Origin of the sequence: Phytoamicus setariae, assembly GCF_016722925.1 — a bacterium.
In the GTDB taxonomy this organism is placed as follows: Bacteria; Pseudomonadota; Alphaproteobacteria; order Rhizobiales; family Rhizobiaceae; genus Rhizobium_E; species Rhizobium_E setariae.
In genome coordinates, this window is the sequence record NZ_JAEQNC010000002.1 from 201,344 (window position 1) to 218,466 (window position 17,123).

Genomic DNA, 17,123 nt, shown 5'->3' on the forward strand with positions numbered 1-17,123 from the left:
ATTCACTGACAGGCGGAGAATAGGGCAATATGCGGGTTGCGAAAAGCGGCTTATTTCGTGAAGAAGTCGTTGCGCACGATGCCCGACAGAAGGTCGTCGGCGATTGCCTTGATGAACTTGACGCCGATACGTTCGCCGTTGCGGTAGACTTCAGCGCAGCCGATCCGGTCTGGTATGCCCAGAAAGTTCAGGTAGTAGTGATCGGGCAGGCCGATGGTGGTCGTCACCTGCACGCAGGCGCCGCCCTTGGATATGTCGATCACCCGACAACTGCGCGATGTCATGCCACTCAACCCGGCGCCAATCGCCATAAGGCTGCCCGGCTTGTTGATGATGAAGCGTTCGTACTTGCGTGCGTCGAGGCCAGATTGTGTATGTACCGAGGATACGGCATTCTCCGAAATGATCATTTGCGGCTCCTGTTCTGGCTTCAAGTCCGAAAATGGCACGGAGTTGTTGCATGATGTTCAATTGGAAAGCTAGAATTTTAGCATCTGCGAAATTTCTTGGGCTGTGCTCAGAGCGGCTCGATCTCGATTGAGGCCGTACCGACGATCGATTGCAGGAAACCCGCATCGAGGAACATGTTGAATTTCGCCATGATGTGGTCGCCATCGCGGTTGAACACCGTTGCACCGATCTCTTCGCTGGATCCGAGGATGACGAGAAAGAAGTTTTTCGGCAGCTCGATGAACGGGCTAAAATTGAGCAATGCGCCGCCACAGGAAATACTCTCGATCAGGCAGTTGTACTGCACCTTGATCGTCAGGTGGTGGCCGACCGGAATGATCATGCCGGGCCTGTCGACTTGATGCTGCTTGAAACTCCGTTTCGGGTTCTGCAGGAAAAGTCGTTCGTTGAAATCCTTGAAATTCTTTAAGTTCATGACATCTAGCCAACCTGTTATTCAGCGGCAACTCTACCGACCCAAGGTTTACCAACATTGAATCGAGCGGAGATTTCTCGTCATGCTGGCAATGTGCTGCCGCGGCGGCTTGACACCTCTAGGTGCAGGGGATAGCAAGTTTTTCGGGTCGAGGCGCCCGCCGCTCGCGAGCAACTGCTCATGGTGAAGACCTCCTGGAAATCACAGCCCCAACACGTCAAACGGGATGGCGGCAATGCGAGCACCACCGAATTTCCCGCAGCGTATTGAGAGGCTTCTATGACGTCTTCTGGTTCGACGAATATGTTTCTGCGCGGCAGTCTGGGTACCTTGTTTGCCAGAACGGCTGCACCCATCATCCTGATCATGGTCATCAACGGGCTCTACGTGGTCGTGGATGCATGGCTGCTCGGGGTCTATGTCGGCCCCGCCGCGCTGTCCGCAGTGACATTGATCTTCCCGATGATGATGATGCTGTTTGCATTGCAGACGCTTGTCTCCAACGGCATGGCGAGCATTCTTGCCCGCGAGCTCGGAGCCGGCCGCCGCCAACAGGCAAGCGCCACCTTCACCGGGGCTCATCTGCTCGCGTGCGGGGTGGTGCTGCTGCTTTGGTCCATCTACTGGCTGTTCGGCGAAAAGGTGATCGGCATCGCATCGGCGGGAGCGCCGGAAGTTGCTGATAACGCACATATTTTCATGGCAGTGACCGTCGCTTTCGCGCCGATCGGTTTTATCCTGTCGCTCAACATCGATGCGTTGCGCTGCGAAGGCAGGCTTGGTTTCATGACAATCGTTACGATCTCCGCAACGCTGCTGAACATCTTGTTCAACTGGCTGCTGATGGGCGTTTTCGGCTGGGGCGTTGCCGGTTCGGCAATCGGCACTGTCATGGCGCAGTTCTTCTGCCTTAGTTTTGTTCTCGCCTACCGCTGGCGCACCCGGGGTGCCCTGAGACTGTCGCGCCCCGGACCGGTCGCGGAATGGCGCTCCATCCTGGCGCTGGGCGCGCCGACCAGCCTCGGCATGCTCGGCATATCGCTGAGCTCGGCCGCCGTGATCTTCAATCTTCGCCTCTGGCAGACCGACAGTTTCGTTGCAACGATTGCCGCCTATGGCATCATTACCCGCATCCTGACCTTCGCCTATCTGCCGCTGATGGGGGTGAGCATCGCCTTCCAGACGATCTGCGGCAACAATTTCGGCGCAGGCGAAAGGGAGCGCACCAACAAGAGCCTGAGGATTGCACTGACGATTGCGTTTCTCTACTGCGCTGCAGTCGAAGCTGTAATCCTGCTGTTCGGCGGCGGGCTTGGCGCGGCGTTTGTCGATGACCCCAAGATTATAGCGGAAACCACGCGCATTCTGCCATGGACGGTTGCCGCATACGCAATCTTCGGACTGCCGGTGATCCTGTCAGGCTATTTCCAGTCGATCGGCGATGCGGGTCGTGCGGGCATCTTCGGCCTTTCCCGCATCTATCTCTTCACAATTCCGCTGGTGTTCGTTCTGCCGCACATCTTTGGCGAGATGGGCGTCTGGATGGCGACGCCTGCAGCAGAGCTCTGCATGTTGGCGCTGGTGACGATCGTACTGATCGTCAGCGCAAGGAAAACCGGCTGGCGGTTTGGATTGCTGCAGCCGGTGTGAAATCAAAAGGGCGGCGATTGGCCGCCCTTTACTGTTTTTGTAGGTGCGAAATGCCTCACGCCTTCAGCAGCCACTCATGTTCCCGCGCATTGTGGAATTTCCACACCCGCTTCGGCCCAGCCATGACATTGAGATAATAGAGATCGTAGCCGGCAATGGTGGCGCAGGGGTGATAGCCCTTTGGGACCAATGTCACGTCACCGTTCTCAACTGCCATCGCCTCATCCAGCGACCGGTCGTCGGTATAGACGCGCTGGAAGGCAAAACCCTGCGGCGGATTGAGGCGGTGATAATAGGTCTCTTCCAGCAGGCTTTCATGCGGCAGGTTGTCCTGGTCGTGCTTGTGCGACGGATAGGACGAGGTATTGCCGTTCGGTGTGATGACCTCGACCACCAGCAGGGAATGGGCGGAATTGTCGTCTTCCGGCATGATGTTGGTGACGTGCCTGACGTTGGAGCCCTTGCCGCGTATGAACTGTGGATGGGTGCCCGGTGCGATCGCTTTGGTCTTGAAGTCGCCGCCGCCCGGTGCCGAACAGACGGCAAGCTCGAGATCGGTCGTGGCAGTCACCGACCAGTCGCTTCCGACAGCGACGTAGAGCGCGTGCGGAGCACCGTCGAACGGTGTCATGCGCTCGCCGAGTACGCCGAAATCCTCGCCGCCCGCCGTTGTCTCGCCTTTGCCTGAAATCCAGACGAGGCAGACTTCCTTGTCACCGGTCTGGCCCGAGACGGTTTCACCGGACTTCAACCGGTGAACATCGAAGCCGACATAAGTCCAGCCGGCACTCTCCGGCGTTACATGCGTGACACGCCCTTGATCGCCTTTGGGTTTTACGAGAAGTTTCGGCATGGTGGTTCTCCCTTGGCAAGAGTTCAGCCCTTGTCCAGTCCCGCTTCCCTTGCAAACGCCTTCAGCGATTTCAGTCCGAGCGACTGGTACTCGAACGGAATGCGCACCTTCGAATCCTGTTCGGCCTCGATCACCAGCCAGCCCTCGTAGCCGTGGATTGCGGCGATCTTCAGCACCGGCAGGAAGTCCACGCCGCCCTCGCTGTCGCCGGGAACGGTAAACACACCGCGACGCACGCCCTCGAGGAACGACAGTCCTTCGCCTTCGACCTGCTTGCGGATTGCGGTGCGCACATTCTTGGCATGGATATGGCGTACGCGATGCATGTATTTGCGCGCCAGCTCTGCCGGGTCGCCGCCGCCGAACCAGGCGTGCCCGGTATCGAGCAGAAGCTTGGTATGCGGGCCGGTATTGGCCATCAGCTTGTCGATCTCGGCAGGTGTCTGCACGACCGTGCCCATATGATGATGATAGACGAGGTCGATGCCCTGGGCGGCGCAATATTCGGCGATCGCGTCGACGCCCGCGCCGAATTTTGCCCACTGCTCTTCGGGTAGATTGGGCTTGTCGGCCAAGGACTTGGTGTCGTCGCCGTGAATGGCATTGGAGGTCTCGCAGACGATGCAGACCTTGCAGCCATTGTGCTTGAGCAAGTCGAGATGCGGCTGGATCGCCTTCTTCTCGGTCTCGATATCGTTGACCAGCAGGTTGAGCGAATGCCAGCCCGACACGAACACCAGCTTGTGGGCGGCGAGCACCTGCTTGAGTTCCTCAGGATCGGAGGGCATCAGGTGGCCCTTCTCGATGCCGTCGAAGCCGATCTTTTCGCAATCCGACAGGCAGTCTTCCAGCGTCAGGTGAGCGCCGAGCGTCTGGTCGTCGTCATTGGTCCAGGCAATGGGATTGGTCCCGTAGCGGATCATTCTCTTTCTCCGTTCAATAATTCTCAACGCTGAAGCTTGCGCGCTTCCATATAGGCTGCATGGGCCTTGTTGACGCTTTCGCGCGGGCTGACTTCCGGCACCGCCACATCCCACCAATGGCCGCCTTCGTTTGTCGTGACCAGCGGGTCCGTGTCGATCACAATCACAGTCGTGCGGTTGCTGCCTGCCGTGTCCTTGAGAGCCTGTTCCAGCTCCGCAATCGAGGAAACCTTGAGCGCCACCGCGCCCATGCTTTCGGCATGCTTGCGGAAATCGATGTCGGGCATCACCTCGTGGTAGCTGTCCTTCAACAGGTTGTTGAAGTTGGCGCCGCCTGTGCCCATTTGCAGGCGGTTGATGCAGCCATAGCCGCGGTTGTCGAGCAGCACGACGGTGATCTTCTTGCCGAGCATCACCGAGGTGGCCAGCTCCGAGTTGAGCATCATGTAGGAACCGTCGCCGACCATCACGATCACATCGGCATCCGGCCGCGCCATCTTGACGCCCAGACCGCCAGCCACTTCATAGCCCATGCAGGAGAAGCCGTATTCCATGTGGTAGCTGCCGGGCGATGTCGCGGGCCACAGCTTGTGCAGTTCCCCCGGCAGGCCGCCGGCCGCACAAAGCAGCACGGAGTTTTCACCGGCCCTGTTGCGGGCCACCGCGCCGATCACCTGCGCATCGGAGGGCAGGGGCGCATTGGTGGCCGTCATGGCGTTGTTGGCAGCTTTGAGCCATTCGGCCTTGAGATTGACGGCTCTTTCCTTGTGGCCGCGCGGGGCCGACCAGTCACCAAGCGCAGCGGAAATCGCCTCAAGTGTCACGCGCGCGTCGCCGACCACAGGCAGCGCGTTGTGCTTGGCTGCATCGAAGCTCGCGGTGTTGATGCCGACGAAAGTGACGTCGGGATTCTTGAACAGCGCCCAGGAGCCGGTGGTGAAATCCTGCAGGCGCGTGCCGACAGCGACGATCACGTCAGCATCTTCGGTCAGGGCATTTGCTGCCGAGGTTCCTGTCACCCCCACCGAACCCATCGAAAGCGGGTGGGTTTCGTTGATCGCCGATTTGCCGGCCTGTGTGACGACGACGGGAATGTTGTGCTTGTCGGCAAATGCCTGCAACTCGGCGCTCGCGCGAGAATAGAGCACGCCGCCGCCGGCGATGATCACCGGTTCCCGTGCGGCCTGAAGGGCGGCAACTGCGACTGTCAGTTCGTCTTCGTCGGCGCGGGAGCGGCGGAAGGCCCAGACCTTCTCGGCGAAGAATTCCGACGGGTAGTCGTAGGCTTCGGCCTGAACATCTTGGCAGAGCGACAGGCATACGGGGCCGCAATCCACCGGGTCGGTCATTACCTGCATGGCACGCTTGAGCGCGGGCATGATCTGCTCGGGCCGCGTAATGCGGTCGAAATAGCGGGTGACGGGTCGGAAGGCGTCATTGGCCGAAAGCGTGCCGTCGCCGAAGCTCTCGACTTGCTGCAGCACCGGATCAGGCGTCCGGTTGGCAAACACGTCGCCCGGCAGGAACAGCACCGGCAGCCGGTTGACATGGGCAACGCCCGCAGCCGTGACCATATTGAGCGCGCCGGGACCGATCGACGTAGTGCAGGCCATGAACCGCTGGCGGAAAAGCGCCTTCGTATAGGCGATGGCCGCATGCGCCATGCCCTGCTCGTTGTGGGCGCGGTATGTCGGCAGATCTTCGCGCACCTGATAGAGCGCTTCGCCGATGCCGGCGACGTTGCCATGACCGAAGATCGCCCAGACGCCGCCGAAGATCGGCAGCTTCTCGCCGTCGATGATGGTCATCTGCGCCTTCATGAAATGTACGACGGCCTGCGCCATCGTCAGCCGGATCGTCTTGGTCATGGTTTCCTCCCGCTTTCTTCTTGTCCGTTGCGATCTCGGAAAACCCTCCCCAACCCCTCCCCACAAGGGGAAGGGTTGGGGAGGGGCTTCCCTTATTTACAGTCCTCTGGTCCTGAGCCATGCCTTGGTCAGCGCCTCGAAGCGCGCTGCCATGTCGGCAATGGCCTGCTCGTCGGTCATCGCGCCCGCCATCCACTGCTGGGCGGCATGGGCGAAAATCGTGCGGCCGACCGCAAATCCCTTGACCATCGGCGCCACCGTCGTGGCGGCGAACGCCTTTTCGAGTTCGGCCGCCGGTGCCTCCAGCCCGAGCAGCACAATACCACGACACCACGGGTCGTTGTCGGCGATGACCTTTTCGATATTTCTCCAGGCATTGGGCGAATGCTGCGGTTCGAGTTTCCACCAGTCGGGCTTGATGCCGAGCGCGTAGAGTTCACTGAGCGAACGGGAAATCGTCGTATCGTCGAGCGTGCCATGCTTGCCGGCAATAATCTCGACCAGCAATTCGCGGCCAACCTTGCGGGCGGCGTCGAAAAGGGCGCGAATTTTTTGTTGTTGCTCCTTCTTCAGGGATTCCGGATCATCAGGATGATAGAAGCATAGGCACTTGATGCAATGATCGACAGGCCATTCGACCAGCTGCGAGCCGATGTCCTGGCTGAATTCGAAGCGCAGCGGCCTTGACCCCGGCAGTTCTACCGGCCGGCCGATCCAGGAAAAGTCCTTCTTGGCGGCATCGAAAAAGGCTTCGCGGCCGAAGCGTTCGTCGATCAGCATGCCGTAGCCTTCGCGGCCCTGGCTGACGCGCCCGGCGGCGGAGACCGCAAGTCGCTTGAAGGCGTTGATCCTGGAATGGCTGACCTTCTGTGCGTCGGCTATGTCGGTCAATTGCGATCGATGATCGATGGCCAGCGCCATCAGCAGCGGGATTTCGCCGCGCCGCGTCGTCGCCCAATGCATGTGATTGATTGTCTCGTCCTTGCGCAGCGCTCTGTGCTTGCTGCCATGCTTGAGGAAGTACTGCAGTTCCTCCCAGGTCGGATATTCGGGCGCACAGAGCAGGCGGGAGACGGCGAAGGCGCCGCAGGCATTCGCCCAAGTGGCGGATGTCTTGTGATCCTGGCCGGTCAACCATCCGCGCAGCAGACCGGACATGAAGGCGTCGCCTGCGCCCAGCACGTTGTAGATCTCGATCGGAAAGCCCTGACCGACGATGCCGTCCTCGAGATTGTCGCTGATCGGTCCGTCATAGACGATGCATCCCATCGCGCCGCGTTTGAGCACGATGGTGGCCTTGCTGACAGCGCGGATCGCCTTCAGCGACCCCAGTACGTCATCGACGCCGGCGGCGATCATGATTTCTTCTTCGGTGCCGACGATCAGGTCGCAATCGGGCAGCACCGATTTCATCAGGGTGGAGACGCGGTCGGACTTCACGTAGCGCTCGAAACCCTCGGCGTGGCCGGCGAGGCCCCAGAGATTCGGCCGGTAGTCGATGTCGAAGATCACCTTGCCGCCATTGGCCTTGGCGATGCGGATCGCCTTGCGCTGTGCTGCCTCGGTGTTCGGCTTGGAGAAATGCGTGCCCGATACGAGGACCGCACGCGATGAGGCGACGAACGATTCGTCGACATCATCTTCTGAGAGCGCCATGTCGGCGCAGTCGGTGCGCACGAAGATCATCGGTGAAACGCCTTCGGATTCCACCGCAAGCAGCACCAGGGCCGTCAGCCGCTCGTTGTCGGTCGCAATCCCGTCGGTGCTGACGCCCTCGCGTTCCAGTTGCTCGCGGATGAAACGGCCCATCTGCTCGTCGCCGACCCGGGTAATCAGTGCCGACTTGAGCCCGAGCCGTGCGGTACCGACAGAGATGTTGGTCGGGCAACCGCCGACCGATTTGGCGAAGGAGGCGATGTCCTCCAGTCGCGAACCGGACTGTTGGCCGTAGAGATCGACCGAAGAGCGCCCGATGGCGATCACATCAAGCGCCTTTTCCGCGTTGGAAACGGATGTCGTCTGGCTCATGAAATCCTCCCGGCCGCAGCGCGTCTATCGATCTGCGAGTTGGTAAATTTGAAACATTAATTCCGCCGAATTGTCAAACGGAATGTTTATTTCATTTCAGAGTTTTTGTTCCGATCACGCTCAAGCTGCCTTCGCCTTTCGGCAACTGCAACCGGCAGAGCCATGGCAAGCGCCATCGAGGCTGAAAGCGAACGGAAGCCGGAAAAGTCCGATTCCGCCACTTCAAACCAGCATGCCGAAAACACGGCGAGCGGCGAGAAGGCTGAATCGGTGATCGACACCACCGGCACGCCCCGCTTGGAAAAGCTTTCGGCTTGGGCGATGCTGTCAGGAGAATAGGGTGAGAAACTGGCCGCGAAAGCCGCGTCCCGTTCTGTCGCGAAGCGCGCCATTTCCGCTTCCACGCCATTGGGCGAAGAGACCATCATGTAGCGGATGTCCAGCTTGCCGAACGCGTAGGCCATGTGTGCGGTCAGCGGGTAGGCGCGGCGCTTGGCAATAAGATAGATTGTTTCGGCGCGGGCGAGAATGTCGGTGGCCTGGGCGAATTGCGCTGGATTGATCGAAGCCGCCAGCCTCCCGATGGATTGTGATGCAGCATTGAGAAAGCCGCTGAGCAACTCGGCTTCTTCGACATGCTGGCGATCGCGCTCGAGAATGTTGAGGCGCTCCTCGTAGGTCAGGTTCTTTTCCCGCAGGCGCTCGCGAAAGATACGCTGGAGGTCCGAGAACCCGCCGTAACCGAGATGATGGGCAAGCCGGACGAGCGTCGAAGGCTGCACTTCGGCTGCGGCGGCAATGCTGGCGGCGGTCCCGAAAGCGATCTCATCGGGATTGGCAAGCGAATAGGCGGCAACTTGCGCCAGCCGCTTGGGCATGTCGGCCTTGCGCTCGACCATCGCCACGCGCAAGCTCTCGAAATCGCGAGGCGCCGAATTGGTACTGGGCGATTGGCTCATCGGGCATCTCCACACATGCGAAAATGGAATGTCCATTCCGTGCAAGTGAAACATATGGAGGAAATCGATCTCGAATGACAGGCGGCTGACAATAAGACGGAAGAAAATTTCCAGATTCGGCCGGCTTGGAATGAAGCCGCGATTGGTTTTGCGATCCTTGGGGCAGATAATCCATCGCGGGGGAGCGGCCGATAATTGCGCGGTCACACGCGGAAGGGCGTCGCGTTAGCATCGTCTGATGTAAACTTCGGCGGGCAAATAAAAATTCTTGCCGAGCGACATTGAAACTGGCGTCCCCATCCGTAATACTTCCGGAAGAATTTCAGGAGGAATGGGCATGTTTACCCGACAGCTGAAGGGCCGTCTTCCCTTCGTCGTTGTTTTCGCAGCAGTTTTTGCATTTGCGGGAACCACGGCGGAGGCGGCGAAGCGAGTGGCGCTTCTGATCGGTAATCAGGATTACAATTCCACGACGGCGCTGAAGAATCCGGTCAACGACGTCGAGTTGATGCGGTCTACGCTGATTGCCGCTGGATTCGACGATGTGGAGGTCGCGCTCAACCTCGATCTTGTCGCGATGCGCAAGACGCTGCGCAATTTCGAGGATAAGGCGGAAGGCTCCGAGGTCGCCGTTCTCTACTATTCCGGCCATGGCCTGGAAATGAATGGCCAGAACTATCTGATCCCGATTGATGCGACTCTGAAGACCGACAAGGACGTCGAGGATGAGGCGCTGCCGCTCGACCGCGCCGAGCGGTCTCTAACCGGAGCTTCAAAGCTGAAGCTGGTGATTCTCGATGCCTGCCGCAACAATCCCTTTATTGATACGATGACCCGCTCGTACGGATCGAAGGCGGTGGCCAAGGGCCTTGCCAAGGTCGAGCCGGAGGGCGCCGATACGCTTGTCGCCTATGCGTCGCGTGCTGGAACCGTAGCGCTGGACGGGCAGGGGCAGAACAGTCCCTTCGCCGAGGCGCTTGGCAAATATATTGCTCAGCCCGGCGTGGATGTCCGTATCGCGCTCGGACAGGTCCGGGACGAGGTGGTCAAGGTCACCCAGCGCAAGCAGGAGCCCTTCGTCTATGGCTCGCTCGGGGGCGCGCAGATATTCCTTTCCATCAAGGAACTGAACGTCACCATCAACACGGAGAAAAAGGAAGAAAAGAAACAGGACGCCGCGCCGAACGGTATCTCCGCTGCCGCCGCCGACTGGCAGAACATCAGGGACCTCGCGGACAAGGAGCTGCTCGAGGCATTCATCGCCAAGCATGGCAGCGACCCCGTCTACAAGATGCTCGCCGAAAAGAAGCTGAAGCTGCTGGCTGAAGCCGAGCAGAAGGCCGATGTTGGCGCCGACCAGATTGCCTGGGAAGCGCTCAAGGGCTCGACGGATGCGGCGGCGCTCAAGCGCTTTCTCGAGCGTTATCCGGACAGCCGTTATAAACGCGATGCCGAGCAGGCGGTTGCGGTGCTCGCACCTGTGCAGAGCCCGCTGACGACGATGCTCAAGGATACGCCGGCCTCGCGCGATTGCTATCTGTTTGCAGGCGAGCCGCAGTCGCTTGAAGGCTTTGCGGGCGTCTATCTGCCGAAGATCGATTCCAAACGCGCACTGACGGCTTGTGCCCAGGCCGTCAACGAGAACCCAAGCGACGGCATGCTGGTCAATCTGCTTGGGCGCGCGCAGGAAGCGGACCGCAACTACACCGAAGCGCGCCGGAACTATCAGAAGGCATCCGATCTCGGCAACATGTTTGCACTCACCAATCTTGGCTGGCTTTCCGTCTATGGCCTGGATGGTCCGGCCGATGTCGATGAGGGCCGCAGGGATTTCGAAAGGGCTGCTGTCGCCGGCAACCATTCGGCGCAGGCTTCCTTGGCCTTTCTTTACCGCGATGGATATGGCGGGACCCGCCAGGACAATGTTGAAGCGATCAAGTGGTATGAGAAAGCTGCCGATCAGGGCAATGCGACCGCACTCGGCAATCTCGGTTGGTACTATCGCGAAGGCGTCGGTGTCGCCCAGGACTACGGGAAATCGATAGGTTATTATCGTCGCGGCGCCGATGCCGGTGATCTGAGCTCGATTGCGGCTATGGGCTATGCCGCCCAGAACGGTCTCGGCATCCCCCAGAACTATGATGAGGCGCGCAGTTGGTATGAAAAAGGTGCCAATGCGGGTGATGCCTATTCCATGGCCTCGCTTGGTTTCCTCTATGATGCTGGAGCCGGCGTAAAGCAGGATTACGTGGAAGCGCGCTATTGGTATGAAAAGGCTGCCAATGCCGGTAGCGCCTATGCCATGGGCAATCTCTCGCGGCTCTATGACCAGGGGCTGGGTACGGCCGTCGATGCGCAGGAAGCCGTGCGCTGGGCGGTCGCTGCCGTCGAGCGTGGCGATCCCGGCAAGACCACCGAACTCAAGGAACAGCCGCAGAACTTCTCGCCGAAGTTCCGGCGCGAGTTTCAGGAATTGCTGCAGTCACGCGGATATTTCAAGGGGTCGGTCGATGGCGAGTTCGGTCCTGAGACGATCTCGGCGATCGACAGCCTGGCTGCCGGTCAGGACCTCCACGCCAATCCCAATGTCCTGAGCGACGGCAGCAGTGACAACGGTACCACGATCACCACGAATAATGGTGGCACGGCAGTCATGGACAATGGCTCCACGACCACCACGGTCGGTGATGCGATCACGTTCCGTCCGAATGTGAAGAGCGTCTCTCGGGATGCGCGCGAATGCTATCGCATAGCCGGAGAGCCGGGTTCCGAACCCGGCTTGGCCGGGGTGCTTTTCGTCGATATTCCGACCCGCAAGGCTATCGACATCTGCACGAAGGCGTCCCAGCAGGACCCCGGCGACTCCATGCTTCATGACATGATCGGCCGCGCCCATGACATTGATCGCAACTACGAACAGGCCCGGAAAAACTACCAGAAGGCCGTCGATCTCGGAAACGCGCATGCCTATACCAACATGGCCTGGCTGGCGATCTACGGCAACGGCGAGCCACAGGACATGGCGCGCGGCATGCGCATGCTGGAACGGGCGGCAAACGCTGGAAATTCCTATGCGCAGGCTTCGCTCGGCTGGATCTACCGCGAAGGTTACGGTGGCATCGCACAGGACTACAAGGCCGCTTTCGACTGGTATCTCAAATCGGCGATGCAGGACTATCCCAATGGTCAGGCCTCGGTCGGCTGGCTCTATCGCGAGGGCCGTGGGGTCGAACGCGACTACGCCAAGTCCCTGGAGTTCTATCAAAAGGGTGCCGCCAATGGCGATCTGAACGCCATCGGCTCGCTTGGCTTCGCCTTGCAGAATGGTCTGGGCACCAAAGTCGATTTCGCGGCTGCCCGCCAATGGTATGAAAAGGGCGTAGCCCGTAACGATCCCTATTCGTTGTCGGCACTCGCCTGGCTCTATCGCGAGGGCAAAGGCGTCGAGCAAGACTATTCGAAGGCACTCGATCTCTACACGCGCGCTGCCAATCTCAATGATGTCACGGGCATGTCGTCGCTTGGATACATGAACCAGTACGGCCTCGGCATACCAGTCAATTACCGGGAGGCGCTGCGCTGGTATGAGATGGCGGCAGCCAACAACGATGCCTATTCCTACGCCTCGCTGGGCTGGATGTATCGTGAGGGCGCTGGCGTCAACAAAGACTATGCCCGTTCGCTGGATTACTATCGCAAGGGCGCGGATCTGGGCGATCTCAATGCGTTGGGCTCGATGGGCTATGCCTTGCAGAATGGCCTCGGCGTTCCCGTGAACTACGAGGAAGCGCGCACGTGGTATGAGAAGGCCGCCCAGAGCAACGACGCTTACTCGATGGCATCGCTCGCCTGGCTCTACGAGAACGGCAAGGGCGTCAAACAGGACTATTCCGAAGCCAAGTACTGGTACGAAAAGGCTGCCAGCAGCGGTAGCGCCTATGCGATGGGCAATCTTTCATTGCTGTACGACAAGGGCCTCGGCACGAGTCCCGATGCGCGCCAAGCTGCCCGGCTCGCCATCGCTTCGATGGAAGGCGGCGAAGCTCCGTTCATCACCGACATGAAGGCCGGAGCGACCAATTACTCGCCGGCGTTCCGTCGGGAAATCCAGCGGCTGCTGAAGGATCGCGGCTACTATTCCGGCCCGGTCGACGGTATTTTCGGCGTCACGACAGCCAACGCGATCGACAAGCTGACCGGTTCGCGCAGCTGAAACGCTTTGCGAAACCCTGAATGCAAAAACCCGCCGGATCCCTCCGGCGGGTTGTTTCGTTCGGGCAGGGAACTGTGATTTATAGAATGAAATCGCTATTGTGCATCGTTGAGACGCCGGCGACCTTGATCTGGAAGTCGGCTTTGCCGTCACCGTCGACATCGCCATAGATGATGTTGTTGGCGAAGCGGAGTTCAGGCTCGGTGCCAGAGAAGGCGCTGTTGCCGATGAAGGTGAAGTCGGCAATGGCGGAGACATCGACCAGGTCGCCATCCGAACGGCTGAAATCCTTGATCACATCGCGTTGCGAACCATTCACCGAATCCTTGGCGGACTGGAAGATGAACGTATCGGCACCGCTGTCGCCCCACAGGAAGTCGCAACCCTTGCCGCCGATCAGTTTGTCGGCATTGTTGCCGCCGTGCAGATCATCCTTGCCGTTGCCGCCATAAAGCGTGTCCTTGCCGTCACGTCCCTTGAGGTAATCATTTCCATCCATGCCCCACAGCTTGTTGTTGCCGCCGTCGCCGAGAACGTCATCGGCGTAGGACGTGCCCTTGGCATGTTCGATGTTCAGCAGCACTTCCACGCGGTTCGCGCCTGTGAAGGCAGTCTCGTCATCGAGGTCGATGCTGACGCCGCGCCCGCGCAGGAATGAATCGTTGTCCTGACGCAGGTAGCTCACCGTGTCGCTGCCCTTGCCGCCATTGATGTAATTGGAATAACCGACGGAGTTGAACGTATCGTTGTCACCGTCGCCATAATATTTGCTGACGCTGGTCGAGATGTTGAACGTGTCGTTGCCTGCACCACCATAGACGCGGTCGTACCGATTGCCGTAAGTGGTAAAGCCATTGCCGGTATAGGTGTCGTCGCCGTTCTGCAAATAGATGTCGTTCTGGTATTCGATATTGCTCTTGACGACGTCGTTGCCACTTCCGGCCTCGACATAGGTCTGGTTCAGCCGGAGGGTTATCTGGTCGGCACCGCCATAGGTGTAGATGTTGAACCAGTTGTGGTTGCTATCGTTCTTCTGGTTGACGGTATCTGGTCCATTGGTGCCTTTATAGGTCTTGACCATCTGTCTGTCCTTTCCTCGTCCGTATGAAACTGCCCACGTGGCCGTGCTACCGCGTCATGGTGGTCAAATCACGGCGCTCAAAACTTGCCCATGATGCGTTCTATGAAGCGTTTGTGCTTAATGCAGGCTGAAAATGCCGTTAATCCTGCATTCATCTTCGTTCGGGGTCTGTCTTCGAACGTTGCGAGCTTCGCATGGTTCCCTGCTGTTTTCATCTCCTGCGAAAAAGAACAGTTGGAACAGCTCCGCGACAGCTTGTAAGGACAGTTGCGAACCGGGATTTGCTGAGGAGCCTGCCATGACAGAGTTGGATATCCGCCGTTCGATTATCGAGCACTGCCTGCTGATGAACAGTTCCGGCTTGAACCAGGGCAATGCCGGCAATATCAGCGTGCGCCACGGCGATACGATGCTGATCACGCCGTCTTCCATTCCCTATCAGGAAATGACGCCGGACATGATCTGCGCGATGCCGATCGACGGCGAATACGGCGCCTGGGAGGGCCCGAAGAAGCCCTCCACCGAATGGCGATTCCATCTCGACATCATGAAGGCGCGCCCCGATGTCGGTAGCGTCATTCATACGCACGCGCCATACTCGACCATTCTCGCCATCGCCCGCAAGCCGATCCCGGCTTGCCACTACATGATTGCCGCATTCGGCGGCGACGACATCCGTGTCGCCGATTATGCGCGTTACGGCACCAAGGCGCTTTCCGAACATGTGCTTGTGGCGCTGCAGGGGCGCAACGGCTGCCTGATGGCCAATCACGGGATGCTGGCGGTAGGCTCGACCCTCAAGAAGGCGATGTGGCGTGCCGTGGAGCTCGAAACCATCGCCAATCAATACTACCACTCGCTCCTGATTGGCGGCCCCGTTATCCTCACATCCGAACAGATCGCCGAAACGCTCGAAAGTTTTGCGGGCTACGGCTTACAGGAAGCGTAGGGCCTGCGGGCAGTCAGGGAACAATTGTCTGGCGATCGCGTTACGTTCGCCATGCAGGAAATATATGCCGATATCTTCCCATCCAGCCAGACACCCTATCCCGTCATCGTCGCCCGCTTTATCGGCGCGATCCTGTTCGGAGCGCTGATCGGGTTCGAGCGGGAAGCGAAAAACAGGCCCGCCGGGCTGAAGACGCATATTATGGTGACGCTGGCTGCCGCCGTTTTTGCCGTGATTTCGATCGAAAGCGTGCATCTGGCCGGGCTTTCCGACTCTCAGGTGAAAATCGATCCGCTGCGCGTGGTGGAGGCAGTCACTGCCGGAGTGGCCTTTCTCGCCGCCGGCACGATCGTTCTCAGTCGCGGCGAGGTTCACGGGCTGACCACCGGCGCCAGCCTCTGGCTTTCCGGAGCTGTTGGGCTGGCGACCGGTTTCGGGCTGTGGCCGATTGCGCTTTTTGCCGTCGTGGGTGGCTTTTTGGTTTTGTTGATCGTGGGTTTTCTGGGGGGCAACACAAATGGATCTCCGGTCGATTTGGACGCCGACGAGCCAGGCCCGGACAAGTGAGTTAATAGAATCTCAACATTGAATGCGTTTTTGCCTCCAAGGCGGAAGGCTTTCTGCCATCATGCGGTGGCGGATCCATATCGATCGCTGCGGCGTATGTCTGTGGATGCAGTCCGATATTCAAGGGTTGGAATATGACAGATGAAGCGCCGACGATCGGCTGGATTGGGTTCTGCGAGATCGGAACGTCGATTTGCAACCGGCTCAGGGCGGCTGGCTATGATGTCACGGCTCTGGTCGGGGGCGATGATGTCGCAAACGCCGGCAAGCGTGACATGAAGTCGGTTGCGACGCTCAGCGGCCTTGCGGCAGAGGCGGAAATTATCATTTCGCATGTGGGCGACGACAAGGCCCTGTTGGATATCGTCATGGGATCCGGCGGGTTGCTCGAATGCCTGCGCTACGGCCACATCTTTGTCGACACGAGCACTGTATCGCCCGAAGCTTCGGAGTTGGTGGCCGATATGCTCGCAACCCGTGGTGTGGCCTATGTCCGTGCTCCGGCCTGCGGCTCGCGCGAGCGCGCGCAAGCGGGGCAAATGACGGTCATCGTTTCCGGCGCACCACTGGATTGCGAACGGCTCCAGCCCTTGTTCGCCACCTTTGCGGCCCGTCAGCTGGTGGTCGGCAAGGAGGACGAGTCCCGCTACATGAAACTTGCGCTCAACGCGATGGAGGGGGCGATGTCGGCTGTTGTGGCCGAAGCCGTTGCCTTCTGCCGCAAGGGCGGGGTCGGGACGGAGACGATGCTGGAGGTCCTGAACGCGAGCCCGGTCGCTTCGCCGCTGCTGACGGCAAAGACGGAAACGATGGTGAATGGCGATTATTCGCCCGATGTCAAAGTCAGGCAGATGATGAAGGATCTTGATCTCCTCCTGTCGGTCGGGCGCGATGTCCATTGCCCGCTGCCGCTCGCCGCCCAGATCCGCCAGCAATATGAACTGGCCTATAATGCCGGCGAAGGCGACAGCGATTTCTTCGTTCTGACCCGGCAGGCGCTTTTGCATGCGGGTAGGCCTGCGGGCGAGGGGTAGGCGGAGTTCTGCCGTACGATTCTTGCCGTTTGCGGCGTGCCGTCCGGTTGGTCATCGCGCAAATTCCCTGATTTCCGATCGGTAACCATTCGCTGAAAGTGATTTCGGCAGA

Annotated in this window: 13 protein-coding genes; 5 read left to right on the top strand and 8 right to left on the bottom strand. The window is 59.4% G+C overall.

What is annotated here, in order from left to right; all coding sequences use genetic code 11:
- Positions 1-50 precede the first annotated feature (50 nt).
- Both JJB09_RS03680 and JJB09_RS03685 read right to left on the bottom strand, forming a co-directional pair.
- A complete protein-coding gene (locus JJB09_RS03680) occupies positions 51-410 on the bottom strand; it encodes a PilZ domain-containing protein (protein ID WP_201653282.1) in 360 nt (119 codons plus the stop codon).
- A 107-nt stretch (positions 411-517) separates the two neighbouring features.
- Positions 518-886, bottom strand: a complete 369-nt coding sequence (locus tag JJB09_RS03685) for a hypothetical protein (RefSeq protein WP_201653285.1) — start codon at positions 884-886, stop codon at positions 518-520.
- Between the two features lie 279 nt (positions 887-1,165).
- On the opposite strand from JJB09_RS03685, the gene JJB09_RS03690 reads away from it, so the two are divergent.
- Complete coding sequence (locus JJB09_RS03690; protein WP_201653288.1) at positions 1,166-2,536, top strand: MATE family efflux transporter; 1,371 nt, start codon at positions 1,166-1,168, stop codon at positions 2,534-2,536.
- A 55-nt stretch (positions 2,537-2,591) separates the two neighbouring features.
- On the opposite strand, the gene iolB is transcribed toward JJB09_RS03690, so the two are convergent.
- The 5 genes from iolB to JJB09_RS03715 all read right to left on the bottom strand — a co-directional run bounded on the left by iolB (position 2,592) and on the right by JJB09_RS03715 (position 9,167).
- Complete coding sequence (gene iolB / locus JJB09_RS03695) at positions 2,592-3,389, bottom strand: 5-deoxy-glucuronate isomerase (RefSeq protein ID WP_201653291.1); 798 nt, start codon at positions 3,387-3,389, stop codon at positions 2,592-2,594.
- A 23-nt stretch (positions 3,390-3,412) separates the two neighbouring features.
- Complete coding sequence (gene iolE, locus JJB09_RS03700) at positions 3,413-4,312, bottom strand: myo-inosose-2 dehydratase (RefSeq protein WP_201653294.1); 900 nt, start codon at positions 4,310-4,312, stop codon at positions 3,413-3,415.
- A 23-nt stretch (positions 4,313-4,335) separates the two neighbouring features.
- Complete coding sequence (gene iolD, locus JJB09_RS03705) at positions 4,336-6,180, bottom strand: 3D-(3,5/4)-trihydroxycyclohexane-1,2-dione acylhydrolase (decyclizing) (RefSeq protein WP_201653297.1); 1,845 nt, start codon at positions 6,178-6,180, stop codon at positions 4,336-4,338.
- Between the two features lie 96 nt (positions 6,181-6,276).
- Positions 6,277-8,208, bottom strand: coding sequence for a bifunctional 5-dehydro-2-deoxygluconokinase/5-dehydro-2-deoxyphosphogluconate aldolase (locus JJB09_RS03710; RefSeq protein ID WP_201653300.1), 1,932 nt, complete (start codon positions 8,206-8,208; stop codon positions 6,277-6,279).
- A gap of 86 nt (positions 8,209-8,294) precedes the next feature.
- The gene (locus JJB09_RS03715) at positions 8,295-9,167 is read right to left on the bottom strand and encodes a MurR/RpiR family transcriptional regulator (RefSeq protein ID WP_201653303.1); all 873 of its coding nucleotides are present in this window, start codon (positions 9,165-9,167) and stop codon (positions 8,295-8,297) included.
- Between the two features lie 337 nt (positions 9,168-9,504).
- On the opposite strand from JJB09_RS03715, the gene JJB09_RS03720 reads away from it, so the two are divergent.
- Positions 9,505-13,380, top strand: a complete 3,876-nt coding sequence (locus JJB09_RS03720; protein WP_201653306.1) for a caspase family protein — start codon at positions 9,505-9,507, stop codon at positions 13,378-13,380.
- A 79-nt stretch (positions 13,381-13,459) separates the two neighbouring features.
- Here JJB09_RS03720 and JJB09_RS03725 read toward each other — a convergent pair whose 3' ends face one another.
- Positions 13,460-14,461 carry a calcium-binding protein gene (locus JJB09_RS03725; protein ID WP_201653309.1) on the bottom strand — a complete coding sequence of 334 codons (1,002 nt, stop codon included), beginning with the start codon at positions 14,459-14,461 and terminating at the stop codon, positions 13,460-13,462.
- A 298-nt stretch (positions 14,462-14,759) separates the two neighbouring features.
- On the opposite strand from JJB09_RS03725, the gene JJB09_RS03730 reads away from it, so the two are divergent.
- From JJB09_RS03730 to JJB09_RS03740, 3 genes are all read left to right on the top strand, one after another.
- The gene (locus JJB09_RS03730) at positions 14,760-15,410 is read left to right on the top strand and encodes a class II aldolase/adducin family protein (protein ID WP_201653312.1); all 651 of its coding nucleotides are present in this window, start codon (positions 14,760-14,762) and stop codon (positions 15,408-15,410) included.
- Positions 15,411-15,461: 51 nt separating this feature from the next.
- Positions 15,462-15,977, top strand: coding sequence for an MgtC/SapB family protein (locus JJB09_RS03735; protein WP_201654156.1), 516 nt, complete (start codon positions 15,462-15,464; stop codon positions 15,975-15,977).
- A 134-nt stretch (positions 15,978-16,111) separates the two neighbouring features.
- The gene (locus tag JJB09_RS03740) at positions 16,112-17,011 is read left to right on the top strand and encodes an NAD(P)-dependent oxidoreductase (protein WP_201653315.1); all 900 of its coding nucleotides are present in this window, start codon (positions 16,112-16,114) and stop codon (positions 17,009-17,011) included.
- The last annotated feature ends 112 nt before the right edge of the window (positions 17,012-17,123 follow it).